This window comes from Mycobacterium sp. IDUB_39, assembly GCF_055419205.1.
Genome location: NZ_JBVAXF010000002.1, coordinates 234,075 through 258,496 on the forward strand (window position 1 = coordinate 234,075; position 24,422 = coordinate 258,496).

Genomic DNA, 24,422 nt, shown 5'->3' on the forward strand with positions numbered 1-24,422 from the left:
GTTCAGTGGGGTTATGGGGTTCAGGCGGGGAGGTGAGGCGCTTCGTTCACTCGACGCAGACGAGCGACGAGCGGGTACAGCTGACAGCCCAGACAGATGTCGAAGGCGGCGTTGAGGAATGCGGCGATCAACGCGAGGGCGGTTGCCGTCCACCCCAGCGCGGTCCAGCCGAGGGCGAAGCCGACCGTGCCTGCCAGCGCGAAGATGAGGCCGACGAACTGCGCGAACTTCAGGGGCGGCACGGGCTCACGCTTGGTCACCGGACCGAGCCGGGGGGAGATGAGCCTGGCGAAGATCTGACCGTAGGGCTGCCTGCGGGGGCCACCGAGTGCGCCCACGGCGAAGACCACACCCTGGGCGGCGAGAAGTAGCGCCGCGGTGGTGTGGCTGACGGCAGAGGTGAGCAGGGCCGCCACGATGACGGCGGTGGTCACCCAGGCGGAAAAACGCGGACCGCGAACGTCAACCTGATCAAAGTTCTGGTTTGACACGAATTGCTCCTGCTGTTGGACAGTTGTTGGTGGGCACACCACGAGAGGCTGCTCCGAGAGCGACGCGAAAGGGGCGCGGTGCTCAGCAGCTACAACAACAACAGCAACAACCCGCGACGCGGCACAGATCGACTGCGCGGCGCTTGGTGAGCATGGGCTCAAGGCGGGCGGACACGACCGACAGCTTACCCAAATCCGCCCTGAAAGACGAAGTCATTGGGCCAATAGCGGTTCGACGGCCGACCGCAGGTCAGCGACCTTGGGTACACCGGTGGCGCGATACCGCCGGCGGCCGTCGACGTCGAAGACGAAGGTCGTCGGCAACGACAGCACTGAAAGGCGCCGTGCCGCGTCTGGATTGGTGTCCATGTCGATCTCGACGTGGGCGACGGCGGGTAGCTCCGCGCAGACCTGGTCGACGACGCGCCGTACGGCCGCGCACGGTCCGCACCACGTGGCGGTGAAGTGGACGATGGTCGGTCCGGTCGTCGACAGCCCCAGGTCGCTGGTGTCGACGGCGTCCTCGGCCGACTGGGCGCGCATCAGGCCGGCTCGCAGCGTCATCAGTCGTCCGATCACGTAGGCCACGCCCAGCGCGCCGACGAGGATCGCGATGACCGCCACGACCGAAGAGCTCATGACTGTCGGAACCCATCCAGGGGCAGGGTTAGTCCCTCGGCGATGCCCTCGACGATGACGTCGGAGCCGCGGGCGCCTCCGCTGGTGGGTGCGATGCCGAAGGGCAGCCTCATGTCCGGCAGGCGGGTGGTGAATGCGGCGAGCACCGCGGCGAGCTGCTCGTCGGGCACCTCCTGGTCGGCGGTACCGGGCCCGGTGAGTACGCCGGTGGGTGTCAGCGCCACCGTCGTCCGATCCTCGCCAACGATCGTCAGGTCCACCGAGACGCTGACCCGCAGATCCAAACCGGCCGCGGTGGGCGTACCGGTGAACACCAGGCCGTGGCTGTCGGATATGCCCGACTCGGTGGTGCCCCCGGTGGAGTCGTTGGTCTCCCGCGTCGGCGCCTCGATGAGAAGGTCCTTGACGCCCATGAAGCGGCCGACGTGAGTGGAGTCGACGATGATGCGGCTCTCGACCTTGCCGACTTGCAGGGCGGTGTCGGGCGCGACCAGCCAGGACGACCCGCTCAGGTCGACGTCGTGCAGCGTGGACTCCAGTGAGACCTTCCCCACCAGGGGGTGTGCGACACCGTAGGCGCGCATCTCCACCTCGCCGTAGTGGTGCTCGCGTGCCTGGGTGATGAACGGGAAGCCCAGGATGCTGACCCACGGGTCAAAGCCCAGGTCGTTGGCGGTCCTGACGCTGCGGGCCCAGCGGTACTCGGCGTAGATCGCGGCCCCGAAGTCCACACCGACGGCTGCGACGACGAGCGATGTCAGGCCCGCGATGAGACCGATCAGGATCCTGCGCACTGCCACATTCTGGCGTACTGGTGGGTGGGCACCCGCTCAGCGCGGCTAATTCGCAGGTGGCACGCTATCGTTAGGCGATCGTTGGTCGGTAACGGCCACGTGTCAGCCATGAATCTGGGCTGTGACCAGACACCGTCGGCGTAGCCGGGTCGGGTCGGCGTCCCGGAGCGTGATGGAGGACCCGTTGGATCTTTTACTTCTGACCGTCGACCCGCATCCCGAGTCGGTCCTGCCCTCGCTGGCGTTGTTGGCGCACACCGTGCGTTCCGCGCCGACCGAGGTGTCCTCGCTTCTCGAGGCGGGTAGTGCTGATGTGGCGATAGTCGACGCTCGCACCGATCTGGCCGCTGCCCGTGGGTTGTGCAGGCTGCTCGGCACCACGGGGACGTCGGTTCCCGTCGTGGCCGTGGTCAACGAGGGCGGTCTGGTGGCCGTCAGTGTCGAGTGGGGTCTCGACGAGATCCTGCTTCCCAGCACCGGGCCCGCCGAGATCGACGCCAGGCTGCGGCTGCTGGTTGGCCGCCGAGGTGGCGTCGCCGACCAGGAGAGCCTCGGCAAGGTGAGCCTCGGTGAACTCGTCATCGACGAGGGCACGTACACCGCGCGCCTGCGTGGCCGGCCACTCGATCTCACCTACAAGGAGTTCGAGCTGCTGAAGTACCTCGCGCTGCACGCTGGACGGGTCTTCACCCGCGCGCAGCTGTTGCAGGAGGTGTGGGGGTATGACTTCTTCGGCGGCACCAGAACGGTCGACGTGCACGTGCGACGGCTTCGCGCCAAGCTCGGCCCGGAGTACGAGTCGCTGATCGGCACGGTCCGCAACGTCGGCTACAAGGCGGTGCGGCCCGCCCGCGGTCGCGCGGCCGCCCCGGACCCCGACCCTGCCGACGACGTCGACGATGTGGACGGCTACGCAGGAGAAAACTACGACACGGCACCCGAGAACATGTCGGACGCCTTCGATCCCCTCCGCACACAGTGATGATCGCCTGGCACCCAACACTGTCCGAGGCCGAGCAGCGTCGGATCCGCGACATCGTCGATGCCGCAACGGCTGCTGACGGTGTCGCTCCAGTCGGGGACGGGGTGCTCCGCGAGTTGCCCCACGACCGCACCCGGCACCTACTGGCCGTCGACGGTGAGGCCACCGATGGTTCTGGGATCGTCGGCTATCTGAACCTGGTGCCGGGGTCCGCCGAGGCACCCGCGATGGCCGAGGTCGTCGTGCACCCTGAAGCGCGCAGGCGTGGTACCGGTTCGGCGTTGGTGCGAGCCGGGCTCGCCGAGGGTGGGGACGGTGCCAGGATCTGGGCACACGGCAATCTCGAGGCCGCCCGGGCGTTGGCAAAGTCGTTGGACCTGAACAGCGTTCGTGAACTACTACAGATGCGACGGTCGCTCGCCGACCTACCCGAGGTGACCGTGGCGCCCGGCGTGCGACTGCGCACCTACGCCGGACCCGACGATGACGCCGAGCTGCTGCGCGTCAACAACGCGGCGTTCTCCTGGCATCCCGAGCAGGGCGGCTGGACCGAGGCTGACGTGGCCGAGCGGCGCGCGGAGTCCTGGTTCGACCCGGAGGGGCTGTTCCTGGCGTTCGATGACGAGACCGGCGCACTGCTGGGCTTTCACTGGACGAAAGTCCATGGTCTCGCCTCCGGCGAGGGGGTCCATGGGCCAATGCTCGGCGAGGTCTACATCGTCGGCGTCGATCCCGCGGCCCAGGGCCGTGGGCTGGGAGCCACGCTGACACTGGTCGGCCTACACCATCTGAGTGACCGGCTGGGGCCTTCCGCCACCGTCATGCTTTACGTCGAGGCAGATAACTCTGCCGCGGTGAAGACGTACGAACGCTTGGGATTCGGTGTCTTCAGCGCTGACGTGGCGTACACCGCCGGTTAGCGCCTCAGCTGTGTAATCGCTGAGCCTGTTCACTTCACGTTCACCTTTCATCCGCGAACCGTCCATGACGGCCGCATACGTTGCCGGAGAGTCCGAAGACGTCAACCGAAAGTGGGATCAGTGAAGCTCAATCGCATTGGCACTGCGTTGTCCATGACCGCAGCCGCCGCTCTCGTGCTGACCGCTTGCGGCAGTGACAACAACGCGGGCACGGCATCGACGAGCGCCTCGGGTGCCGGGTCGTCGTCCTCCGCGGAGTGTGGCGGCAAGAACTCGCTGACGGCCGAGGGTTCGACGGCCCAGCAGAATGCGATCGCCGAGTTCAACAAGGTGTGGGGTCAGGTCTGCGCGGGCAAGACCCTGGCGTACAACCCCACGGGTTCTGGTGCGGGCGTCGACCAGTTCATCGCCAAGCAGGTCGACATCGCTGGTTCCGACTCGGCGCTGAAGGACGATCAGGTGGCGAAGGCCGCCGAGCGCTGCGGCGGTAACGAGGCCTGGAACCTGCCGCTGGTGTTCGGCCCCGTCGCGTTGGCCTTTAACGTCGAGGGTGTCGAAAAGCTCGTCGTCAACGGTGACGTGCTGGCCAAGATTTTCCAGGGCCAGATCTCCAAGTGGAACGACCCGGCCATCGCCGCGCTCAACGAGGGCGTCAACCTGCCCGATGCCGGCATCACGCCGATCTACCGCTCGGACTCCTCAGGTACCACCGACAACTTCCAGAAGTACCTTGGCGCTGCCGCTCCGGGAGCATGGACCAAGGGCGCGGGCAAGGAATTCCAGGGTGGCGCGGGCGAGGGCGCGCAGAAGTCGTCCGGTGTCGTGCAGGCCATTCAGGCCACCCCGGGCTCCATCGGCTACGTCGAGAAGGGCTTCGCCCAGCAGGCCGGGCTGCCCTACGTCCAGATCGACAGTGGAGCCGGTGCCGTCGAGCTCACCGACGAGACCACTCAGAAGGCCGTTGACACCGCCACGTTCAAGGGCGAGGGCAACGACCTGACGTTGGATCTGGACGCGTTGTACGCCAGCAAGGAAGCCGGTTCCTACCCGCTGATGCTGGCGACCTACGAGATCGTCTGCTCCAAGGGCTACGACGCCGACACGGCCGCGGCCGTGAAGTCGTTCCTGACGGTGGCGGCCAACGAGGGCCAGGCGAACCTCTCGGCGGCGGGCTACGTCCCGCTTCCCGACGCGTTCAAGGAACGACTGCTCAAGTCCGTCGACGCAATTGCCTAGCGACATATAAGCCAGGGAGAATGCCGTGAGGACGGGGTCAGGACCTAATGACCGATAGGGTCACCGACGGGATAACAGTGACAACACCGAATCCAGCCGACGCGGGGTCGGGTGAAGTCATCGCTTCACCGTTCCCCGCGCCGGAACCCATCTCCACCGACCCATCCAGGGGCGGCAAGGTGCGCCTGGGGGATCGGATCTTCCGTGGGCTCTCGGAGGGCTCCGGCATCCTGATCATCGTCCTCATCGGGGCGATCGGGGTATTCCTGTTGTGGCGTGCCATACCGGCGCTCACCCGCAACACGGAGAACTTCTTCACCTACGGCGGGAACTGGGTCACCACCGACACATCGGCGATGCAGTTCGGCATCCTCGACCTGCTGCAGGTGACGGTCTTCGTCTCGGTGTTCGCGCTGCTGCTGGCCATGCCGGTGGCGCTGGGCATCGCCGTCTTCCTCACGCAGTACTCGCCACGCCGGTTGGCCGGGCCGCTGGCGTATCTGGTCGACCTGCTCGCCGCGGTGCCGTCGATCGTCTACGGCGTGTGGGGCCTGTATGTGCTTGCACCAGTGCTCAAGCCGTTCGCCCTGTTCCTCAACGAGAACCTGGGCTGGCTGTTCCTGTTCAAGACGGGCACGGCATCGGTGGCGGGCGGCGGCACGATCTTCACCGCGGGCATCGTGCTGGCGGTGATGATCCTGCCGATCATCACCGCGGTGACGCGCGAGGTGTTCGTGCAGACTCCTCGCGGTCAGATCGAGGCCGCGCTCGCACTCGGTGCGACACGCTGGGAGGTGGTCCGGACCACCGTGCTGCCGTTCGGTATGTCGGGCTACATCAGCGGCGCGATGCTCGGCCTCGGTCGCGCACTCGGTGAGACGATCGCGCTGCTGATCATCCTGCGCGGCACGCAGACCGCGTTCGGTTGGTCGCTGTTCGACGGGGGTTACACCTTCGCCAGCAAGATCGCCGCCACGGCAAGCGAATTCAACGACCAGTACAAGGCGGGCGCCTACATTGCGGCCGGCCTGGTGCTGTTCATCCTGACGTTCGTGGTGAACTCGCTGGCTCGCGCCGCGGTCGCCGGGAGGGGCGCAAAATGACGTCGACCTTGGACGCGCCCGTCAAGGCGCCCACCTTCCAGGGCGTCAGTGCGCGCCGCAAGTTCACCAACAACCTCGCCACCGTGCTGGTGACCGGCTCGGTGCTGGTCGCGCTGGTACCGCTGGTGTGGGTGCTGTACTCCGTCATCACCAAGGGCATCGCGGCCCTGACGTCACCGACGTGGTTCACCAATTCGCAAGCGGGTATGACGGCGTTCTCCCCGGGCGGCGGCGTCTACCACGCGATTGTGGGCACGCTGCTGCAGGGCTTCGTGTGTTCCCTGATCTCGATCCCGATCGGCGTTTTCGTCGCGGTGTATCTCGTCGAGTACGGCGGGGGCACCCGGCTGGGTAAGGTCACCACGTTCATGGTGGACATCCTCACCGGTGTGCCGTCCATCGTGGCAGCGCTGTTCATCTACGCACTGTGGGTGGCAACGCTGGGCTTTCAGCGGTCGGGCTTCGCGGTGTCGCTGGCGCTGGTGCTGCTCATGATCCCGGTGATCGTCCGTGCCACCGAGGAGATGCTGCGCATCGTCCCGATGGATCTGCGCGAGGCGAGTTACGCACTGGGCGTGCCGAAGTGGAAGACCATCGCACGCATCGTGATTCCGACAGCGTTGTCGGGCATCGTCACCGGCATCATGCTGTCCCTCGCCCGCGTCATGGGGGAGACGGCCCCGCTGCTCATCCTGGTCGGTTACGCCCAGGCGATGAACTTCGACATGTTCGGCGGGTTCATGGGCTCGTTGCCCGGCATGATGTACGACCAGATCTCGGCAGGCGCAGGGGCTAACCCGGTGCCCACCGACCGGCTGTGGGGCGCAGCACTCACGCTGATCGTGCTGATCGCCCTTCTCAACGTCGGTGCTCGACTGGTCGCCAAGTTCTTTTCACCCAAGCAGGCTTAGGAGTCTCGATGGCCAAGCGTCTGGATCTCAAAGACGTCAATATCTACTACGGGTCATTCCACGCGGTGGCCGACGTGGCACTGGCGGTACAACCGCGCAGTGTCACGGCATTCATCGGCCCCTCGGGCTGCGGGAAGTCGACCGTGCTGCGAACCCTCAATCGCATGCACGAGGTGATCCCCGGTGCCCGCGTCGAGGGCTCGGTGCTGCTCGACGGTGAGAACATCTACGGTGCCGGCGTCGACCCGGTCGGTGTCCGAAAGACCATCGGCATGGTGTTCCAGCGGCCGAATCCGTTCCCCACCATGTCGATTCGGGACAACGTGGTGGCGGGCCTGAAGCTCCAGGGCGTGCGCAACAAGAAGTCACTCGACGAGGTGGCAGAGCGCTCGCTCAAGGGTGCCAACCTGTGGAACGAGGTCAAGGACCGGCTCGACAAGCCCGGCGGCAGCCTGTCCGGCGGCCAGCAGCAGCGCCTGTGCATCGCGCGCGCCATCGCAGTGCAGCCCGACGTGTTGCTAATGGACGAGCCGTGCTCCGCGCTGGATCCGATCTCGACGCTTGCCATCGAGGATCTGATCTCCGAACTCAAGCAGGACTTCACCATCGTCATCGTCACGCACAACATGCAGCAGGCGGCGCGGGTGTCCGATCAGACCGCGTTCTTCAACCTGGAGGCCACCGGCAAGCCGGGCCGTCTCGTTGAGCTGGACGACACCGAGAAGATCTTCTCCAACCCGACTCAGAAGGCCACCGAGGACTACATCTCGGGTCGCTTCGGCTAGGTAACCAGCGCGATCTAGGGGACCAACACCACCCTGGTCCCGGACGGCTCGACTGTCGTCCACACCTGCTCGACATCGGCAAGTGGGCGGGCCTGTGTGCGTAGATGCAGTCGGCCGTCGGCGACCATGTCGAACAGTCGCGGCAGCGCCTCGGTGCGCGCCCGCGCCATGTCATCGGGCGGAACGCTACCGAGCCCGATCCCTGACATGACGATGCCCGTCCCACGCAGCAGTCCTGCCGACAGGCTCATCGTGGACCCGGCCATCGAGCCGATCTGTACCCACCGAGTGCGGTGGTAGTGCGCGACGGAATGACTGGCGGCCAGCGCACTCATCGCCCGTTCGGCAGGTTCACCCCACAGATAGTCGAGCACGGCGTCGAAGGGTCGCTCAGCGTGGAGCGCGGTGACGCGAGCGTCGAGGTCGTCGTGACCCAGCGCGATGGCATCATCGGCGCCGACCGTGCGCAGCCAGTCGAGACGCGTCGTGTCGCGGCCCGCGACGACCACCCGCCCTGCGTCGAAGACTGACCTCGCCAATTGCACCGCCATCGACCCGGTGACGCCGGTGGCACCAAGCACGAGCACGTGATCGCCTGCCCTCACCGCAGCGCCGAGTTCGAGTGACAACCACGCCGAGACACCGGGATTGGGGATTGCAGCCGCAGTGACCGAGTCGATGCCGTCGGGTAGTTCGAAGGCGCCGTGCTGGCTGACCAGGGTGCGCTGCGCCATCATTCCGTGGGGGGCGAGCGCCCCGGTGTAGAACCGGCGACCGTCAGGAAACCGCACGACCCCGTCGACGCCCGGCACCGTCGGCAGCTCGATCTCCCTGCTGGCGTAGTGGGCTCCCGACACCACGCCACGGGTGAGGTTGGTCAGTGCAGATGCCTCGACGGCGGCGACTATCGCCCCGTCTCTTGGTTGTGGTTCTCCGAAGTCGGTGTAGACCGGCGGCCGGCCCCACTCATCGACTACTGCAGCCTTCATTGGAGTTCCCATCGTTTCGGCAGAAATGGTTTCTATAGAAACTATGGCTCGGGTGCGCGTGCCCTGTCAAGATGGTTTCCGTGAAAACTAAGTCGGCGTTGATCGCGACCATCAACGACCTGCTCGGTGCCGTGGGGGACAAGTTCGACGGTGATGAGGACGGCGATGCCGAGCGCGACTTCATGGCGCAACGGTGCCCTCCACAGCTGTTGGACAGTGTGCGATCGCTGCCCACGCTCTCGATGCACCTGCTCGCCGGAATCGCCGACGGACCGGTCAGCGTGGTCGGATTGGCCGCCAAGACCGCCCAGTTGAAGGGCACGGTCTCCAAGCACGTCCAGCGACTGGTCGAGGCAGGACTGGTCGTACGCGAACCCATCCCGGGCAATCGCAAGGAGGTCCAGCTCAGCCTCACGGCTGATGGTGAGGCCATCGCCGAGGCTCACCGCGAGTTGCACGACGAGATGCGAAGGGGCCTGGAGGCGTTCCTCCAGCGCTACGCGAACGCCGATCTACAGGTGATAGCGACGGTTCTGAGCGATGTGTTGGCGTCCCGCAAGGTTGGGGTCCGGATCGTGCCCGGCGAGTGACGCAGACGTCCGCTAGTGCGGCGTGGAGAGTTCCTCTTCCTCGGGGAAGTGTCCGGTGACCTGGAAGATGACCCGGCGTGCGACCTCGACGGCGTGGTCGGCGAAGCGCTCGTAGAAGCGGCTCAGCAGCGTCACGTCGACGGCGGCGGTCACACCGTGCTTCCACTCCCGGTCCATCAGCACGTTGAACAGATGGCGATGCAGGTCATCCATCGCATCGTCTTCCTCACGGATGCGGGCGGCCTTCTCGGGGTCGCGGGTGAGGAGGACCTCCTGGACGCTGCCGCTGAGTTCGACCGCCACTCGCCCCATCTCGGCGAAGTAGCCGTTGACCTCCTCGGGCAGTGCGTGCTGGGGATGCCGACGCCGGGCGATCTTGGCGACGTGCAGCGCGAGCGCGCCCATGCGGTCGATATCGGCGACGATTTGGATCGAGCTGACGATCGCCCGGAGGTCGCCGGCGACGGGCGCCTGAAGGGCCAGCAGCACGAACGCGGACTCCTCGGCGCGCGCGCTCAGCGCCACGATCTGTTCGTGGTCGGTGATGACCTGTTCGGCGAGCACCAGGTCGGCCTGCAGCAGGGCTTGAGTCGATCGCTCCATCGCGGCGCCGGCAAGTCGGCACATCTCTCCGAGTTGGTCGGACAGGGCAGCCAGCTGCTCTTGATAGGCGGTACGCATGCCGTAAGCCTACGGTCTGTGCCGCGTAATCGTCATGACGTCGCAGGTGAACGAACGGTGAATGGCGGATCCCCGTGCGTCACTCGCAGGTGGTGTCCGCCGCGTTGGTGACGGTGAGGTCCTCGGGCAACTCGGTCGGTGTGCTCGAACTGGTGCCCTTGACGACCTGCACCTGGACCGCTGAGCCGCTCGGGGACGGTGCACCCACCGAGTAGAAGTCGGCGCCGAGAACCACCTGGATCTCGCTACCCATGCCGGGGACCTGCTCGATGGTGTTCTTGGCGAACGCGGAGGCCACGGTGGCGGCGGCCTGTTCGTTGCCTGAGGAGTAGAACACGGTGGTCGAACTGAGCGGTCCCGGGTAGTCGTCGGGATCGGTGACGATGAACCCGTGCTGCTGCAGTTCGCTGGCCGCGGTGGCCGCGAGGCCGCTCTCACCGGTCGAGTTGGACACCCGGACAGTGACGTCACTGGGATCAGTGGTGACCGCGTCAACGGTCTGACCGTTGCTCTTGTCGGCAGGCGCGGACTCGGAGGTGGACGGCTGCGACCCCGAGTCGGGGGTTGCCTCCGGCGTCTGCGGAACCGGGGTGTTGTCCGCGTTCTTCTCCTCGGGCAACGGGTCGTCGTCGATGATCGCGTCGAACAGCGCACGCATGTCGTCGGTGCGCGGGGTCTCGTTGCCGTACTCGTCGGCGTATCCAACCGTCGGCACCGTCACGAACGTGATTCGGCCGGCGTTCACACCCTGGATGGACTGGCCGAGATCGACGAGGTCCCTGGTGTCGATGTTGTCGACGTAGCTGTCGTTGATGAACATGTTCACGACATTGTTGAGCTTGCTCAGCGAGAAGAACGTGTCCTTCGAGATCAGGGAGCGCAGCAGCGAGGAGAGAAACAGCTGCTGGCGTTTGATCCGGCCGTAGTCGCCGTTGGTCTCGGTGACGACCTGGCGGGCGCGCACGTACTGCAGCGCGGTGTGGCCGTCGATGAGCTGGGGACCGGCGTTGGCCAGCACGGTGCCGAGTTCGTAGTCCTCGAGCGGGGTGGTGGTGCAGACCTCGACGCCGCCCAGGGCGTCGACCATCTTGGAGAAGCCGGCGAAGTCGACGGCCATGAAGCGGTTCACCGAGAGGCCCGAGAGCTTCTGAATCACCTTCACCAGACACTTGGGTCCACCGACGGCGTAGGCGGAGTTCAGCTTCGTCTCGGTGTAGGCCTCTTCGAGCCCGTACATGGGGGAGTCGGGGTCGGTGATGGGCCCGTACTTGCCCGACTTGGGGTCCCACGGTTCGCACAGGATGGGTGTGATGGCCAGGTCACGCGGGAAGGACACGGCGACAACGCGTTTGCGGTCGGCCGGGATGTTGACCAGCATGATGGTGTCGGATCGCGCGCCTGCGGCGTCGTCGGTGGTGCCCGCGCCGAGTTCGCTGTTCTCGCCGATGCGGGTGTCGGTGCCGACGATGAGGAAGTTCTCGTCACCGAACTGGGCGTTGGGGTCGAGGATGTCGCGCGAGTTGGGATCCAGCGCCGAGACCCTGTTGAGGTTTCCGTTCTTCACCGACTGCCACTGCCACGCCGCGCCCGTGAGGGCCAGCGCCAAAACGGCTATCAGGGCGGCGGCAACGCGACCGACGATCATCGCCGAGTGCATACCGCGCCGTCGCCCGGTCACGCCGGCTTGCCGCGCCTTCCCGATGCGGGCTGGCCTCGCGGCCCGTCGCGGCTCCTCGGACAGCACAGGCAGGTCATCGGAGTGGGCGGATACCGCGGGGAGGATGTCGGTGACGGGATCGACGCCGGGGTAGTCGCCGCGTTCGGGGTAGTCGTTGCGTTCGGGGTAGTCGCTGCGTTCCGGGTAGTCGAGGTACTCGGCTACCGGTGCCGAATCAACGGGCGGCACCTCAGTCGGTGGCTCGGCCGGTGGTTCGGAGGACTCCTCGCGCGAGCGGTGGCGCCGCGGGCGCCTCACGGACCGCTCAGGTGGTGAGGTGCCTGCCACCTTGGCGATCAGGTCGGCGACGGTCACACCGTCGGTGTGATTTCCCGTTGGCGGCGTGCCGGCCTGGTCCGTGTCGGGTTCTTGGATGTCGGATTCTTGTGCTGCAGCGCGCTCCCACGGCGCGGCGCCTCGCATTGGCCGCGGTGATCGGGTAAGCCATTGATTGTCGCCGTCGGCGTCATCCGGGCGTGGACGGCCGGGAGTGTGGTTCTCACCGTCACTCATGTCCTACCGGCCTCCGACTCCGCCCATGGCGCAGAAATCCTGAAAAGTGCTTCTAGTCTTGTAGCAGCATGATGTGGCGCTCCGCCACCGGAACCGGTGGCGATGAACCCACATCGTACGGAGCAATACTGAGCGTCAGCCAGTCCAGCCACGTGTCAGTGCCGTCTCGATGCCGTCTCAGATCGCGCTAAATGCTCGGCTGAATCATCCTCCAGAGTGCATGACGTCGGCCCCGGCGGGCACCGTGCAGTCGTCGGGATCAGTGAGCCAGCCCTCTGGCAGCGATACCGATGCGGCCGATCCCTGGCGCCCGCGCGGCCCCTCGGCGGCCTCCGGGAACGGGACATCGGGGTCGAGTCTGGACAGCAGGTCGTCGAGTTCGGACCGCGTCTTGACCAGGGCCAATCCGCGACGAAGGTCAGCGCCGGCGGGGAACCCGTGCATGTACCAGGCGACGTGCTTGCGGATATCGCGCATGCCCTTCTCCTCGCCGAAGTGATCGGCCAGGAGTTCGCCGTGGCGGCGGATGATGTGGGTCACCTCACCGAGGGTCGGCGGGGTGGCAGGAGCGCGTCCGGAGAACGCGGCGGAGAGCTCGGCGAACAACCACGGCCTACCGAGGCAACCGCGCCCGATGACGACTCCGTCACACCCTGTGGCGGCCATCATCTCCAGGGCGTCGCTGGCGGCGAAGATATCGCCGTTGCCGAGCACCGGGATGTTCGTGACGTGCTGCTTGAGCGCGGCGATCTGATCCCAGTCGGCGGTGCCGGAGTAGCGCTGCGACGCCGTCCGCGCATGAAGCGCGACGGCGGCTGCGCCCTCCTCGGCGGCGATCCGGCCTGCGTCCAGGTGGGTGTGGTGGGCGTCGTCGATGCCGATCCGGAACTTCACGGTGACGGGGATCCCGGTGCCTTCAACGGCCCGCACGGCCGCTGCCACGATCTGGCCGAACAACTTGCGCTTGTAGGGCAGTGCCGCCCCGCCACCCCGCCGTGTGACCTTGGGAACCGGGCAGCCGAAGTTCATGTCGATGTGATCGGCCATGCCCTCGTCGGCGATCATCTTGGCCGCCGCGTAGGTATTGGCCGGATCGACGGTGTACAGCTGCAACGATCGCGGCGTCTCTTCGGGGGCGAACGTCGTCATGTGCATCGTCACCGGATGACGCTCGACCAGCGCGCGCGCAGTGACCATCTCGCAGACGTAGAGGCCGCTGACCGTGCCCTCGCGGGCGAGTTCGAGTTCGCGGCACAGGGTGCGGAACGCCACGTTGGTGACACCGGCCATCGGGGCCAGCACCACGGGACTGCGCAACGCGATCGGCCCGATCCGCAGTGCGGACCGGGCCGGTGCGTCGGCCAGGGGCCGGGAGTCGGTTAGGACGACGATGACGTCACCAGAAGGTTCTTCATCGCCTTCTTCTCCGCCACCTGCCGCTCACGCTCTAGGCGGCGCTGCTTGGCGGTCTCGAACTTCTGGCAGGTCTCCTCGAGTTCCTCGATGAGCTTGCCGAGGTCGTCGCGCATCTCGGCGGCTTCGCCGGTGAAGTCCTCACGCTCGAAGATGCGCCACTTCTTCAGCACCGGCATCACGACGTCGTCGAGGTGGATCCTGGGGTCGTACACGCCGCCGACGGCGATGATCACGGCCTTGCGCCGGAACTCGGGCACCGTGTATCCGGGCATCTTGAAGTTGCGCAGCACGCGGTGCAGCGACTTCATCGCCTGGTTGGGGGCGATGTCCATACCGGCGGCCGACACGTCCCGGTAGAAGATCATGTGCAGGTTCTCGTCGGCCGAGATTCGGCCGAGCAGCTGGTCGGCGACCGTCTCGTTGCAGGCCTTGCCGGTGTTGCGGTGGCTGACCCGAGTGGCCAGCTCCTGGAACGTCACGTAGATGACCGAGTCGAACAGACGCTCGGCGAACATCTCGCCCTGCGCGCCCTGGCCGGGGCTGAATCCGCGGGTGACCTGCTCAAGGCGCAGGGTCTCCAGCTCGACAGGGTCGATGGACCGGGTGACCAGGAGGTAGTCGCGCAGCGCGATACCGTGCCGGTTCTCCTCGGCGGTCCAGCGGTTGACCCACCAGCCCCATGGGCCGTCCATGGTGAAGTTCATGGCGATCTCGCGGTGATACGAGGGCAGGTTGTCCTCGGTCAACAGGTTCTGCACCATGGCGGTCTGCGCGATCTCAGACAGCTTGGACTCCTCGGGCGACCACTCCTGGCCACCGAGGGCGTAGAAGTTCTTGCCGTCGGACCACGGGATGTAGTCGTGCGGGTTCCAGTCCTTGCGCATCGACATGTGCCGATTGATGTTCTGCTCGACGACCGGCTCTAGCTCCTGCAGAAGCTGCAGGTCGGTGAATTCCTTCGACATGGCGCCTCCGAGTTATCTGTACCTGTTGGTTGCAGTCAATATATCTGTGAATGTCGGTGACATTCAAGCTTGCCATGATGTTGTGTGGCGCGTGTTGCGGAAGTGGATTCAAACCGTGACCGCCCGCGACGGCAGCGTTGTACTATCCGTTGATTCCATTGCCCTCCAGCAAAACAGAAAATCGCCCCGGCGGTGACGAAAGGTCGCACCAATCGTGAAGAGGTTCTTGGTCCTCGGTGCCAGTGCATTCGGATCTGCGGCGGTGGCGGTGGGGTTACTGGGCGCGGGGGTTGCCAGCGCTGACGACGGCGTCGTCGGTCAGACGTTCGCCGACGCGAAAGCCGCGCTGAGCAGGCAGGGGATGTCTGCTCAGGTCGCCACGACGGTGGGTGACCGCAAGGACTGGAACCAGTGCATCGTCTCGAGCGCGACCCCGGCGGCGTCGATCGACGGCTACGGCGACGGGCGCCGCAGTGTGATGAACGTGCATCTCAACTGCTACGCGAAGTACGGCACCGCGCTGTGGCCCGGGTACTCCCTGCAAAGTCCCACGGGCCGCAAGATGTGGGAGGCCGATATGGCGAAGAAAGAGGAGCGGGAAGCCAGGCAGCGCGCCGCCGCGGCCCAGGCCGAGCTCGACCAGCTGGCGGAGGCCGGTGCCCAGACCGGCGCCGAGTGAGCTCTCGGGTAAACGCCAGCTTGCAGACCATTTCTCACCCGTCACACTAGAACTGCGCGGACGCCTCGACGGCGGTACCATCCCCGAGCAGCTATTGGATTGGTAGAGAGGTCGAACGTGAAGAAGTTCATCGTTATGGGGTCCGGCGCAGTGTGCGCGTTCGCGATCTCCGCGGCACTCGGCACGGGCGTCGCGGCCGCCGATGACTACGCGGGCCAGACGTATGCAGATGCCTCCTCGGCGGCAAGTGATGCCGGCCAGTCGGTAGTGGTCGCGGCCAGGGTCGGCGACAAGGTCAGCCAGGACGAGTGCCTGGTCACCCGCTCGCAGCCCACACCCTTCACCAGCGCCGTGGATGGCTCCGCCGTTGACGGCATCCAGTTCTACTTGAACTGCAATGGTGGCGTCGCCTCCGAGACGAAGCCGGGTAACTCCCTGGCCAGCCCTGCCGGCCGCGAGGCCAAGGCGGCCGAAGACGAGGCCGCGGCGGCCGAGCAGAAGGAACTCGAACAGGTCAGCACCCCCGACGAGTAGTCAGGGGCGGTGTGGCTAGTGCGATGACGCCCGGCTGAGCAGCATGTCGACGCAGTAGTCGATGAACTGCTCGCGGGTGGTCGCCAGGCGCCCGTTGAGATACGCCGTGAACAGCGCCGTGAGTGCGCCGACCAGGCCCGTGGCGACCATCGCCTGCACGGCGGCATCGGTGATCCGCGTCAGCTTGTGCTGAAGCAGGTCGATGAACGTCGGCATCCATTCCGCGCCGGACCGGGCCAACACGGGTTCACTCTCGGGTGCGATCAACAGCACCCGACCCCGAACCGGGTCGTCGACCATCAGGGCGACGAAGCGTTCGACGGCATCGCGTGGGGTGGTCGACGAGGTCAGCGCCGACATCGCGGTGCTGCACACGTGGTCGTAGACCGCACGGACGAACTCGTCGCGGTCGGCGAAGCTCTCGTAGAAGTAGCGCTCCGTCAGGCCGGATTCGCGGCACACGGCGCGCACTGTCAGCGCCGGACCGGCTTCGCCGCCCAGGAGATCCACCCCCGCGGCGACAAGCTTGTCGCGGCGCATCGTCTGACGGTCCTCCAGCGGCACACCCGACCACTGGCTCCGTCGTTGACCTGAGGCCACATCCCTCCTAAGCTCGCGGGTGACAACGCTCGTAGTCAGAATATCGTCTGACCGTCAGGAGATGCCCGCCAGTGACTCAAGATACGTCCCCGGCCTGCCCCGTCACCAGCGACGCGGCCATCAGTGGTGGCTGCCCGGTCGCTCCCGGCGGCTACGACGGGCCCCCCGAGGCGCTTGGGCCGGACTCGCTGACATGGAAGTACTTCGGGCAGTGGACCGGTCTGTTCCAGGGCACCTGGGCGGGTTCGATGCAGAACATGCATCCGCAGTTGGGCGCGGCGGTGCAGGAGCACTCGATCTTCTTCATGGAGCGGATCCCGCGGCTGCTGAGATCGATCTATCCGATCGGCGGTGTGGTCTTCGACGGTGACCGCGCGTCGATGACCGGCGCTGAGGTGCGGGATTACCACGTCGGCATCAAGGGCGTCGACGAGCAGGGCCGGCGGTACAGCGCGCTGAACCCGGAGGTCTTCTACTGGGCGCACGCCACGTTCTTCAAGTCGACACTGCTCGCGGCCGAGAAGTTCGGCGGCGGGATCAGCGAGGCCGATAAGCGTCAACTGTTCGACGAGCACGTCACCTGGTACCGGATGTACGGGATGAGCATGCGGCCGGTGCCCAAGTCCTGGGAGGAATTCCAGGAGTACTGGGATCACATGTGTAACAACGTGTTGGAGAAGCACTACGCGGCGACTGAGGTCATGGATCTGTCCACCATGCCCAAGCATCCGTCCCTGCGTTGGATTCCGGATCCGCTGTGGGCGCTGAACCTCAAGGTCATGCAGCGCTTCCTGACGTTCATGACGGTGGCCCTTTACGATCCGCCGGTACGGGAGCTGATGGGGTACACCTGGTCACCCCGTCAGGAGTTCGCGCACAGGCGGCTCTGCGATGTCATCACACTCGCCACCAAGGTGCTGCCCAAGCGGATGCTGATGCACCCGCGGAAGCGTTCCGCGGTCGATCGGGCCACGGGCCGGCTGCCCGCCGACGCCCCGCTGGTGCAGACGCCGGCGCGCAACCTGCCGCCGGTGGAGTACCGCGGACAGCCGCAGTTCTACTGCCCGAAGGTCTGAGGGCGGGCGCCGCTCCTGCGCGGCGGCTCATGCTGCGGCGGCTCGATTGAGAAAATCACGACGAAATCGGCCGGAAAGCGTCGCGATTTTCACAGTCGCTAGCGTGTAGGCGGTGACGGACCCCGAACTCGTCGGCGGACGATACGAACTCCGTGGTCTGCTCGGGCGCGGGGGCATGGCGGAGGTCCACGCCGGATGGGACGTCCGGCTCGGCCGTCCCGTAGCGGTCAAGCTGCTGCACTCCGCACTGTCGACGGATCCCGAGCATCGGGCACGGTTCGAGTTCGAGGCCCGCTCGGCGGCTGCCCTGAACCATCTGAACATCGTCGTGGTGCATGACGGCGGGGAGCATCGGGGCGTCCCGTATCTGGTCATGGAGCGGTTGTCCGGGACGTCGCTCGCCGACACCATCGCGCGGGGCCCTCTGCCACCCGACGGCGTGCGACGCGTACTGACCGACGTTCTGGCCGGGTTGAGCGCGGCCCATGCCGCCGGCATTCTGCACCGCGACGTGAAGCCGGCCAACATTCTGTTCGGGGCGTCGGGGGAGGCGAAGATCGCCGACTTCGGCATCGCCAAGTCGGGCGGCGCGGACCTCACACGGGTGGGACAGCTGGTGGGCACCATGGCTTATCTGAGCCCAGAACGCATCGCCGGACGGCCAGCGACACCCGCCGACGATCTCTACGCCACGGGGGTTGTCGGCTATGAGGCGCTGACAGGCCGCATGCCCTTCCCACAGACCGAGCCGGCCGCGCTGGTGCGTGCGATCGCCGAGCACGACCTGCCACCGCTGGCGACGGTACGTCCCGACGCCGACCCCGTACTGACAGGCGTGATCGACCGCGCGATGTCCTCGGATCCCGCGCAGCGGTTCGGCAGTGCCGAGGCCATGCGCGCGGCCCTGCTCGGAGTGCGGCCGCCGACGCGGGTCATGGCAGCGCCGCCGTTGCCGCTCACCGGTGCCCACATGCCGCCACCTCCGCCGGGACGCCGCCGAAAGGCCTTGGCTCTCACGGCGGTTGCCGCTGCCGTGCTACTGGCACTGATCCTGGTGGTCGCCGAGGCGACGCGGTCAGGGCCGTCCACCTCCGTGCCGCCCGCGACGTCGACGAGCCCCGCAACGTCGAGCAGCGCAGTGTCGAGCACCGTGCCGACGACGACGCCGGTGACTCCGGCGACGACGCCGGAGCCTCGGCAGCACCCCGGCAATGGACCGCCGGGGCGCGGCAACGAGAAGCCGAAGAAGCCGAAGCGCGACGACGGCTGACACCCCATCCCGGGTCGGGAAACCGTGCACCGCACCATCTTCGGTTCAACAGTGTCGGCGGACCCTTCCGGGCCCATCTAGCCCGCTAGCCTCGGCGGCCAGGCGGACTAGCGCCCGACGATCGAGCCGAACTCGGGGCAGTAGAGCTTGACGGCTGCGCGCATCACGTTGGCGGCCTGACCCTTGTTCATGCCGGCGTTGGTGAGGCGGCCCACCACGCCGCGCACGACGGGCACCGGATTGGGCCCCTGGGCGCCGCCCTGGGTGAGCAGGGTGCAGACGTCGTGACCGAGTTTGACGGCCTGCTCGGGGGACTCGACGGTGATGCCGAGGGCCGACACAACCTCGGTGAACTGATCGTCCTGCTCCGTGGCACTGGCGGTCGCCGCACCGATCAACACCGAGCCGCCGAGGGTGGCGGCAGCGATCACCGAGGCGACAGTCCTGGCAATCAAGCGGCGATCCATCGTGGCTCCAGGTCGTAGGGCGGGTGACGAACACGATAGTGGTTGCGTCCGCGTTCCTCCCTGGGAGTATCGAGGAGCGCGGATGCGCCGTTACTCCGAGCACGTGGGCCGCCGGTTGGCGCTGTTGTGCCCCCACCAGGGCTCGAACCTGGGACCTGCGGATTAAAAGTCCGTAGCTCTACCAACTGAGCTATAGGGGCGCGGAGAATCACCTTACTGGGCGACCCCGTTTGAGGATTCGGGTGTCGGTAACCTAAGCTATCGAAGCTCCCAACGGAACAGTGTTGCGAGTACCCCGGAGAGATTCGGATTAGGCCCCCATCGTCTAGTGGCCTAGGACGCCGCCCTTTCACGGCGGTAGCACGGGTTCGAATCCCGTTGGGGGTACGCAACGCGGAGACGCGGAGCACAGCAGGAAAGTAGTACAGCAGGAAAGCAAGGCCCTGTGGCGCAGTTGGTTAGCGCGCCGCCCTGTCACGGCGGAGGTCGCGGGTTCGAGTCCCGTCAGGGTCGCCAGTTCGGCGAGGATTCTCGGTCGTAAAAGGCCGAGAGCCTTCCGGCCAGGTAGCTCAGTTGGTACGAGCGTCCGCCTGAAAAGCGGAAGGTCGCCGGTTCGATCCCGGCCCTGGCCACCAAGAGAACCACCTGGTGACGGGTGGTTTTTCTCGTATCTGGGGCACGCGGCGAGAGCGTCCCGATGACCAGGTTGACCCATTCCAGATTTAATCGACCGCGAGGTGACCCCGATGACCCACGGCGGGGTCACCTCGACGCGACGGTGGCTCGTCGGAACGGCCCGACAGCGGTAAGGGGCGGCGGTACTCTCAGCGCACTATGAGGACACGAGTGCTCTTGGCGGCTGCGGTGTTCGCCGCGCTGCCGATCTTGAACACGGGCATCGCATCAGCCAACGAGTACTCGTGCGCCAACGCTGCTGCAGCGAACGGCTACGTCAACGAAAACAACTTCCTCGAGCAGGTCCAGCAGGACTGCGCCGTCGCATACGGGATCGCCTATGCGGACGGCGTCGGCACTCAATCTGAGGCCGGCGCCGCCGTCGCTGCCGCCGAGCATTACTTACATTCGCGCGGGTACGACGCCGCGACGGTTGAGCAGATGGACATCGCCGGACACGGGGTGTAGCCGCCGCGAGTTACTCCGCGGCTCCGTCCGGCTTCGCGGTCGTGATCGAGTTGAGCACCGCGGCGGCGTCGGCCAAGGCGTCGTTGGTGCTGTGCGCGTAGGTGCGGAGAGTGAAGCCGGCGTCCTGGTGACCCAACCACGCCGCGATCACGACGACGGGCACGCCCCGCATGTGCACGAGCGTCGCGCAGGAGTGCCTCGCATCGTGCAGCCGGGCGTGGGGGAGGCCGGCGTTGCTCAGCGCCTTGCGCCACGCCGCGGTGAGAGTGTCGGGGTGCGGTGGTGCTCCGAGCGCGTCGACCACGACGAGGCCCGAGTCGTGCCACTTCGATCCCAGCGCGAGCCTTGCTTCCCGCTTCCGCTCAGCCTTCAAGGCGCGAGCGAGGTCCTCGGGCATCGGCAACGTCCTGGTGCTGGTCTTCGTCTTCGTCGCGCCGGTGAGGCTGCCGCCCGAGACGGCGAGGCGTGCGGCGGTGATCGAGACGGTGTTCGCGTCGAAGTCCACCGCGTCCCAGCTGAGCGCGAGAATCTCACCGCGGCGCAGGCCATGCACCGCGAGCTGCCAGGCGATCCCGAACGTGTCGCCTGCCGTCGACCTGAGCAGATTCGTCACCTGATCGGCGTCGAGGGTGTGCATCTCCGACTTCTCCGTGGGCAACGACTTCACCAGCGCGGCCGGGTTGCGGACGACGACGCCCTGGTTCATCAGGTCCTCGAACACGCTGCGGGTGCGCGCCAGCATGGGGTTGATGCTGGCGGGTGCCCACGCTGCGCGTGTCGCCTTCTTGTTCTTGGTGAGCTTCTCCGGCGCTCGCCACGTGCCCATCGCAGAGGTGCCTTCGCGCAGCGCGGTGACTACCTTCTCTATGTCAGAAGGGCTCGGCCCAGATCGCGGCGGCCGACGCCAAGATCGAGGCGCTGTGGGCCGAGACGCCGCCCGCCGTGGTGCTGGTGCGCGGCGATACGCCTGCTCAGGCGCAGGCCCCCAAGCCGGCGCCGGAGCAGAAGCCGGTCACCCCGGTCACCCCCGCGGCGGTCACGCCGGCGGCTCAGACCCCCGCGGCGCAGGCGCCGAGCAAGACCGAGACGCCTCAGAGGACGAACTACGACGACCTGACCAAGCTGCTGAGCCAGCTCGGGAACAAGCAGACGCCGACGAGCAACCCGCTCGGCACCGGCAGCGGTCTCGGCGGGTCGCCGCTCGGCACCGGTACCGGCGGCGGCAACACCGGTGGCGGTACCCCGCTCGCCACGAGCAAGCCGGACACCAGCGAGAAGAGCGAGCCGAAGAAGCTGGTCGACGACAAGAAGGAGACCGACACGAAGGCCGAGCCCCGCAAGCTCGGGGACGACAAGTCGCTGAGCGGAGCCAAGCCGGAGCAGGCGAAGGCCGCGGTGCCGAAGCCCGAGGACAAGCCCGCGGGCACCCCGGCTCCGGCTGTCACCGCACCCGGTGCTGCTGCTCCCACCCCGGCGCAGGCCAACGCCGCACACGCCGCGCAGGCGCAGGAGCCCAACAAGGAGGTCGACCCCACGCACCCGGTCTCGCTCGCGGATGCGGCGAAGTCGGCCGGTCTCACGCCTCCCGTGCCTGGTCAGGACCCGGGCAAGCAGATCAACCCGGCCGAAGCCAAGCCCGGCGACATCATGGTGGCGGCCGAGAAGCAGTACATGTTGCTCGGCGAGGGGAAGTTCTACGACCTGCAGGACTACAAGATCGTGGGCGCCTCCGAGCTGCCGCAGCAGCTGGGTGACAGGGCCGGTTACTTCCACCTCAACGATCCGACCCCGGGTCAGGCCGCGCCGGCAGCCGATGCCGCTTCGACTCCAACTGCGCAGCAGCCGCAGGGAGCAGGTCCGGTGAGCGGCCAGACCGGCGGGGTGCAGAACGCGGTGCCGAACGCTACGGGTGCTCCGCAGGGACCGCAGCCGGGTGCACCGGCCGCTCCCGGTGGCATGCCCAGCGTCGGAGCACCGGGCGTCCCGAAGCCGGGCGGTGCGGGTCCGGCGAACGCCGCGGGCACGAACACGGGTACCGGGACCGGTGGTCCGTCTACGGGCGGCCAGGCGCTCGATCCCGCAGCGGTGCGCTGACCCGAGGCCACACAGCAGAGCACCCCGTCACAGTGATGGTGGCGGGGTGCTCTATTTCTGCAGGTCAACCAGGTTACGGGCGCAGGTTAGCTGGGGCGAGTGACCCCCGGCCCTCGCTTCCGCTAGTCCCGGACTTCGGATTGCTCGAGAAGCTTGTACAGCGCCGCATACACCTGAGCAGGCTCACGCGGGTAGGTCACGTACTCCACGGTGGTCTCGCCCTTGTGGAAGGTCGTTTCGAGCACTCCCACGTCACCATTCTCTTCGAAGCACGGCAGCGACAGATGCCCCCCGCGGCGAGGGTAGCCACCGGTATAGCCCATGTCGCCGGGCCCGAAGGTCTCGGCGAGGTCGAACACGGGATGCAGGCCGTAGATGCTCGGCGGCTCAGAGTTGGAGTCCGCGGAGAGCTCGGCCACGGGAGTCCGGTCGGGCTCGCCGAGCGCGAGGAAGAGCGCACGCATAGCGGCGCGAATAGGTTCAGTCACAGGGGAATTGATCATCGGTAACGTGCTCCGTGCTTCGATGTGCTTGCCCGATCCTTCGGCGTGCACGGCCTGGGGAGAGGGACTTGGGTCGGCGTCCAGTTTACACGACCGCTGATCAGCGACTTTGGCTTCGTGAAGTGGCGGGTAGAGGAACAGCAAGCAGCCCCAGCCGATCTGGCTGGGGCTGCTTGCTGTTCGGGGTCGGTCAGAGACTGTCGGGGTCCAGCAGCTGCGGCTCGGCGCCGAGACGATCCACGAGGGCCTTCACGTCCTCCTCCTTCACCAGCACCCGCCGGTCCAGCTCGTACGCGTCGAGTTCACCGCGCATGATGGCGGCGGTGAGGCGCTGCGGGTACCAGCCGAGCATCTCGGCGGCACCGCGGCGGGTGAGGTAGCCAGTAGGCGGCGGGGCGGCGCTCATGAAGCGGTTCCCTTCGTCGTCGTGTCCATGCCGGGATGTGTACCGGTAGTGCCGATCACGCGGCGGTCGCGGCGCGGGCGTACCGCTTCAGCGACGATCGGATGTCAGGCCCGAAGACGGTCTCGACGCCAGCCTCGGTGACCAGCAGCGTGACCGGTGTCGCGGGGTGCTGGCCGGGGCGACGGGACTCGTACAGGTCGCGGAGCAGGGCCTCGGCCTCTTCGTTCTCGCGGACGTTCAGCTCGGTGTAGGGCACGTCGAACTCCGCGAGCGCCTTCTTGACGAAGGTGCATCCGGGGCAGATCGGCTGAGACAGGACGGTGGCGGAGATGGCCATGTGGGGCTCCTTCGTTCGATGAAGCGGGGTGGGAGCCGGTGCGCCGCTGGGTATTCCGGCGGCGGCGCACCGGAGACTGTGGATGGGTCAGACCGTCGCCGTGCGCTCGATCCGCTTCGTGCGCTCGATCTGCGGCAGGCTCTCGCGCGCCAAGGCGCCCGCGGCGATGAACACCCCGGGGCGGTCGACCGTGATCAGGCCGTAGCCGGTCGGGTACGCGGTGGTCTCGCCCGCCTCCCCGGCCGCCTCCAGCGCCTGGACGACGCCGCGCAGGTCATCGGCGTTGCTGCCTGCAAGCCGTGGGCATCACCCGGCATGCCACGCGCATCCGCCTCAGCACGCGGACCGCCACCGCGGACGATCACGTCACCGTCCCGGGCATGGCGATGTGGGTGGTGGCGTACACCGTGCGCGAACACGGCCGGGAGTCGAGTTTCTCGGTCGAGCACGCCGCGGAAGCCTCCGCACGGCGCATGGTCGCGAACCTGCTGGCCGATCGACTGCCGGGCATGTCCGTGGAGGAGGTCTACTCGGAGACGCTGGGCGGACAACCTCGTTGACGATGTGCACGAGGTCGGACT

The 24,422-nt window shown here is 66.9% G+C and carries 29 protein-coding genes, 4 tRNA genes and 1 pseudogene; 18 read left to right on the plus strand and 16 right to left on the minus strand.

Annotation, left to right across the window (positions count from 1 at the left end; translation table 11 throughout):
• Positions 1-20: 20 nt before the first annotated feature.
• From ACZY0X_RS07275 to lmeA, 4 genes are all read right to left on the minus strand, one after another.
• The gene (locus ACZY0X_RS07275) at positions 21-491 is read right to left on the minus strand and encodes a DUF4395 domain-containing protein (RefSeq protein ID WP_463768977.1); all 471 of its coding nucleotides are present in this window, start codon (positions 489-491) and stop codon (positions 21-23) included.
• Positions 492-573: 82 nt separating this feature from the next.
• Positions 574-708: an Ms5788A family Cys-rich leader peptide gene (locus ACZY0X_RS07280; RefSeq protein WP_463768978.1), complete on the minus strand. Its 135-nt coding sequence runs from the start codon at positions 706-708 to the stop codon at positions 574-576.
• Positions 705-1,130 (minus strand): thioredoxin family protein, encoded by a 426-nt coding sequence (locus ACZY0X_RS07285; protein WP_463768979.1) that lies wholly within the window; start codon positions 1,128-1,130, stop codon positions 705-707. Before ACZY0X_RS07285 ends, ACZY0X_RS07280 begins: the two co-directional genes overlap by 4 nt.
• A complete protein-coding gene (gene lmeA / locus ACZY0X_RS07290; protein ID WP_463768980.1) occupies positions 1,127-1,924 on the minus strand; it encodes a mannan chain length control protein LmeA in 798 nt (265 codons plus the stop codon). Before lmeA ends, ACZY0X_RS07285 begins: the two co-directional genes overlap by 4 nt.
• A 172-nt stretch (positions 1,925-2,096) precedes the next feature.
• Between lmeA and ACZY0X_RS07295 the strand changes: the two genes are divergently transcribed.
• The 6 genes from ACZY0X_RS07295 to pstB all read left to right on the plus strand — a co-directional run bounded on the left by ACZY0X_RS07295 (position 2,097) and on the right by pstB (position 7,861).
• Positions 2,097-2,906, plus strand: coding sequence for a winged helix-turn-helix transcriptional regulator (locus ACZY0X_RS07295; RefSeq protein ID WP_463768981.1), 810 nt, complete (start codon positions 2,097-2,099; stop codon positions 2,904-2,906).
• Positions 2,906-3,826: a mycothiol synthase gene (gene mshD, locus ACZY0X_RS07300; protein ID WP_463768982.1), complete on the plus strand. Its 921-nt coding sequence runs from the start codon at positions 2,906-2,908 to the stop codon at positions 3,824-3,826. The genes ACZY0X_RS07295 and mshD overlap by 1 nt, the downstream gene beginning before the upstream one ends.
• Positions 3,827-3,979: 153 nt before the next feature.
• Positions 3,980-5,062 carry a phosphate ABC transporter substrate-binding protein PstS gene (gene pstS, locus ACZY0X_RS07305; RefSeq protein ID WP_463770543.1) on the plus strand — a complete coding sequence of 361 codons (1,083 nt, stop codon included), beginning with the start codon at positions 3,980-3,982 and terminating at the stop codon, positions 5,060-5,062.
• Between the two features lie 47 nt (positions 5,063-5,109).
• The gene (pstC, locus tag ACZY0X_RS07310; protein ID WP_241403125.1) at positions 5,110-6,165 is read left to right on the plus strand and encodes a phosphate ABC transporter permease subunit PstC; all 1,056 of its coding nucleotides are present in this window, start codon (positions 5,110-5,112) and stop codon (positions 6,163-6,165) included.
• Complete coding sequence (pstA, locus tag ACZY0X_RS07315; protein ID WP_463768983.1) at positions 6,162-7,076, plus strand: phosphate ABC transporter permease PstA; 915 nt, start codon at positions 6,162-6,164, stop codon at positions 7,074-7,076. Before pstC ends, pstA begins: the two co-directional genes overlap by 4 nt.
• 8 nt (positions 7,077-7,084) lie before the next feature.
• A complete protein-coding gene (gene pstB, locus ACZY0X_RS07320) occupies positions 7,085-7,861 on the plus strand; it encodes a phosphate ABC transporter ATP-binding protein PstB (RefSeq protein ID WP_241403127.1) in 777 nt (258 codons plus the stop codon).
• Between the two features lie 14 nt (positions 7,862-7,875).
• Here pstB and ACZY0X_RS07325 read toward each other — a convergent pair whose 3' ends face one another.
• Positions 7,876-8,850, minus strand: coding sequence for a quinone oxidoreductase family protein (locus ACZY0X_RS07325; protein ID WP_463768984.1), 975 nt, complete (start codon positions 8,848-8,850; stop codon positions 7,876-7,878).
• Positions 8,851-8,930: 80 nt separating this feature from the next.
• Here ACZY0X_RS07325 and ACZY0X_RS07330 point away from each other — a divergent pair, with 80 nt between their 5' ends.
• On the plus strand, positions 8,931-9,440 hold the full coding sequence (locus ACZY0X_RS07330) for a MarR family winged helix-turn-helix transcriptional regulator (RefSeq protein WP_463768985.1): 510 nt from the start codon (positions 8,931-8,933) through the stop codon (positions 9,438-9,440).
• Between the two features lie 12 nt (positions 9,441-9,452).
• Here ACZY0X_RS07330 and phoU read toward each other — a convergent pair whose 3' ends face one another.
• From phoU to ACZY0X_RS07350, 4 genes are all read right to left on the minus strand, one after another.
• The gene (gene phoU / locus ACZY0X_RS07335) at positions 9,453-10,121 is read right to left on the minus strand and encodes a phosphate signaling complex protein PhoU (RefSeq protein ID WP_241403130.1); all 669 of its coding nucleotides are present in this window, start codon (positions 10,119-10,121) and stop codon (positions 9,453-9,455) included.
• 79 nt (positions 10,122-10,200) lie between these two features.
• A complete protein-coding gene (locus ACZY0X_RS07340; protein ID WP_463768986.1) occupies positions 10,201-12,351 on the minus strand; it encodes an LCP family protein in 2,151 nt (716 codons plus the stop codon).
• 204 nt (positions 12,352-12,555) lie between these two features.
• On the minus strand, positions 12,556-13,641 hold the full coding sequence (gene dusB, locus ACZY0X_RS07345; RefSeq protein ID WP_463770545.1) for a tRNA dihydrouridine synthase DusB: 1,086 nt from the start codon (positions 13,639-13,641) through the stop codon (positions 12,556-12,558).
• A gap of 89 nt (positions 13,642-13,730) precedes the next feature.
• Positions 13,731-14,732 (minus strand): acyl-ACP desaturase, encoded by a 1,002-nt coding sequence (locus ACZY0X_RS07350; protein WP_463768987.1) that lies wholly within the window; start codon positions 14,730-14,732, stop codon positions 13,731-13,733.
• Between the two features lie 214 nt (positions 14,733-14,946).
• Here ACZY0X_RS07350 and ACZY0X_RS07355 point away from each other — a divergent pair, with 214 nt between their 5' ends.
• Entirely contained in the window at positions 14,947-15,411 is a 465-nt protein-coding gene (locus tag ACZY0X_RS07355) for a hypothetical protein (RefSeq protein ID WP_463768989.1), read from the plus strand.
• Positions 15,412-15,528: 117 nt separating this feature from the next.
• Entirely contained in the window at positions 15,529-15,945 is a 417-nt protein-coding gene (locus ACZY0X_RS07360; RefSeq protein ID WP_463768991.1) for a hypothetical protein, read from the plus strand.
• A 15-nt stretch (positions 15,946-15,960) separates the two neighbouring features.
• Here the strand turns inward: ACZY0X_RS07360 and ACZY0X_RS07365 are convergent, their stop codons facing one another.
• Positions 15,961-16,545: a TetR/AcrR family transcriptional regulator gene (locus tag ACZY0X_RS07365; RefSeq protein WP_463768993.1), complete on the minus strand. Its 585-nt coding sequence runs from the start codon at positions 16,543-16,545 to the stop codon at positions 15,961-15,963.
• A gap of 71 nt (positions 16,546-16,616) precedes the next feature.
• Here ACZY0X_RS07365 and ACZY0X_RS07370 point away from each other — a divergent pair, with 71 nt between their 5' ends.
• The gene (locus tag ACZY0X_RS07370) at positions 16,617-17,621 is read left to right on the plus strand and encodes an oxygenase MpaB family protein (protein ID WP_463768995.1); all 1,005 of its coding nucleotides are present in this window, start codon (positions 16,617-16,619) and stop codon (positions 17,619-17,621) included.
• A gap of 112 nt (positions 17,622-17,733) precedes the next feature.
• Positions 17,734-18,891, plus strand: coding sequence for a serine/threonine-protein kinase (locus ACZY0X_RS07375; protein WP_463768997.1), 1,158 nt, complete (start codon positions 17,734-17,736; stop codon positions 18,889-18,891).
• Between the two features lie 107 nt (positions 18,892-18,998).
• Here ACZY0X_RS07375 and ACZY0X_RS07380 read toward each other — a convergent pair whose 3' ends face one another.
• Together ACZY0X_RS07380 and ACZY0X_RS07385 are read right to left on the minus strand one after the other, a co-directional pair.
• A complete protein-coding gene (locus ACZY0X_RS07380; protein ID WP_463768999.1) occupies positions 18,999-19,358 on the minus strand; it encodes a DUF732 domain-containing protein in 360 nt (119 codons plus the stop codon).
• Between the two features lie 127 nt (positions 19,359-19,485).
• Positions 19,486-19,558: transfer RNA gene (locus ACZY0X_RS07385), tRNA-Lys, on the minus strand.
• 114 nt (positions 19,559-19,672) lie between these two features.
• On the opposite strand from ACZY0X_RS07385, the gene ACZY0X_RS07390 reads away from it, so the two are divergent.
• From ACZY0X_RS07390 to ACZY0X_RS07405, 4 genes are all read left to right on the plus strand, one after another.
• Positions 19,673-19,745 (plus strand) — tRNA-Glu (locus ACZY0X_RS07390).
• A 52-nt stretch (positions 19,746-19,797) separates the two neighbouring features.
• A tRNA-Asp gene (locus ACZY0X_RS07395) sits at positions 19,798-19,874 on the plus strand.
• 42 nt (positions 19,875-19,916) lie between these two features.
• Positions 19,917-19,993, plus strand: a tRNA-Phe gene (locus ACZY0X_RS07400).
• A gap of 199 nt (positions 19,994-20,192) precedes the next feature.
• Positions 20,193-20,501, plus strand: coding sequence for a hypothetical protein (locus ACZY0X_RS07405; RefSeq protein WP_463769001.1), 309 nt, complete (start codon positions 20,193-20,195; stop codon positions 20,499-20,501).
• Positions 20,502-20,511: 10 nt separating this feature from the next.
• Here ACZY0X_RS07405 and ACZY0X_RS07410 read toward each other — a convergent pair.
• A pseudogene (locus tag ACZY0X_RS07410) lies at positions 20,512-21,372 on the minus strand (site-specific integrase); the annotation flags it as partial.
• 71 nt (positions 21,373-21,443) lie between these two features.
• Between ACZY0X_RS07410 and ACZY0X_RS07415 the strand changes: the two are divergent.
• A complete protein-coding gene (locus ACZY0X_RS07415; RefSeq protein ID WP_463769003.1) occupies positions 21,444-22,595 on the plus strand; it encodes a hypothetical protein in 1,152 nt (383 codons plus the stop codon).
• A gap of 122 nt (positions 22,596-22,717) precedes the next feature.
• Here ACZY0X_RS07415 and ACZY0X_RS07420 read toward each other — a convergent pair whose 3' ends face one another.
• The 3 genes from ACZY0X_RS07420 to ACZY0X_RS07430 all read right to left on the minus strand — a co-directional run bounded on the left by ACZY0X_RS07420 (position 22,718) and on the right by ACZY0X_RS07430 (position 23,841).
• Positions 22,718-23,083 (minus strand): hypothetical protein, encoded by a 366-nt coding sequence (locus tag ACZY0X_RS07420; protein WP_463769005.1) that lies wholly within the window; start codon positions 23,081-23,083, stop codon positions 22,718-22,720.
• A 205-nt stretch (positions 23,084-23,288) separates the two neighbouring features.
• Positions 23,289-23,504, minus strand: a complete 216-nt coding sequence (locus tag ACZY0X_RS07425) for a hypothetical protein (RefSeq protein ID WP_463769007.1) — start codon at positions 23,502-23,504, stop codon at positions 23,289-23,291.
• Positions 23,505-23,559: 55 nt separating this feature from the next.
• Positions 23,560-23,841, minus strand: coding sequence for a glutaredoxin family protein (locus tag ACZY0X_RS07430; RefSeq protein ID WP_463769009.1), 282 nt, complete (start codon positions 23,839-23,841; stop codon positions 23,560-23,562).
• Positions 23,842-23,923: 82 nt separating this feature from the next.
• Here ACZY0X_RS07430 and ACZY0X_RS07435 point away from each other — a divergent pair, with 82 nt between their 5' ends.
• Together ACZY0X_RS07435 and ACZY0X_RS07440 are read left to right on the plus strand one after the other, a co-directional pair.
• Positions 23,924-24,046 (plus strand): hypothetical protein, encoded by a 123-nt coding sequence (locus tag ACZY0X_RS07435; RefSeq protein ID WP_463769011.1) that lies wholly within the window; start codon positions 23,924-23,926, stop codon positions 24,044-24,046.
• 94 nt (positions 24,047-24,140) lie between these two features.
• Entirely contained in the window at positions 24,141-24,401 is a 261-nt protein-coding gene (locus ACZY0X_RS07440; protein WP_463769013.1) for a hypothetical protein, read from the plus strand.
• Positions 24,402-24,422 lie beyond the last annotated feature (21 nt).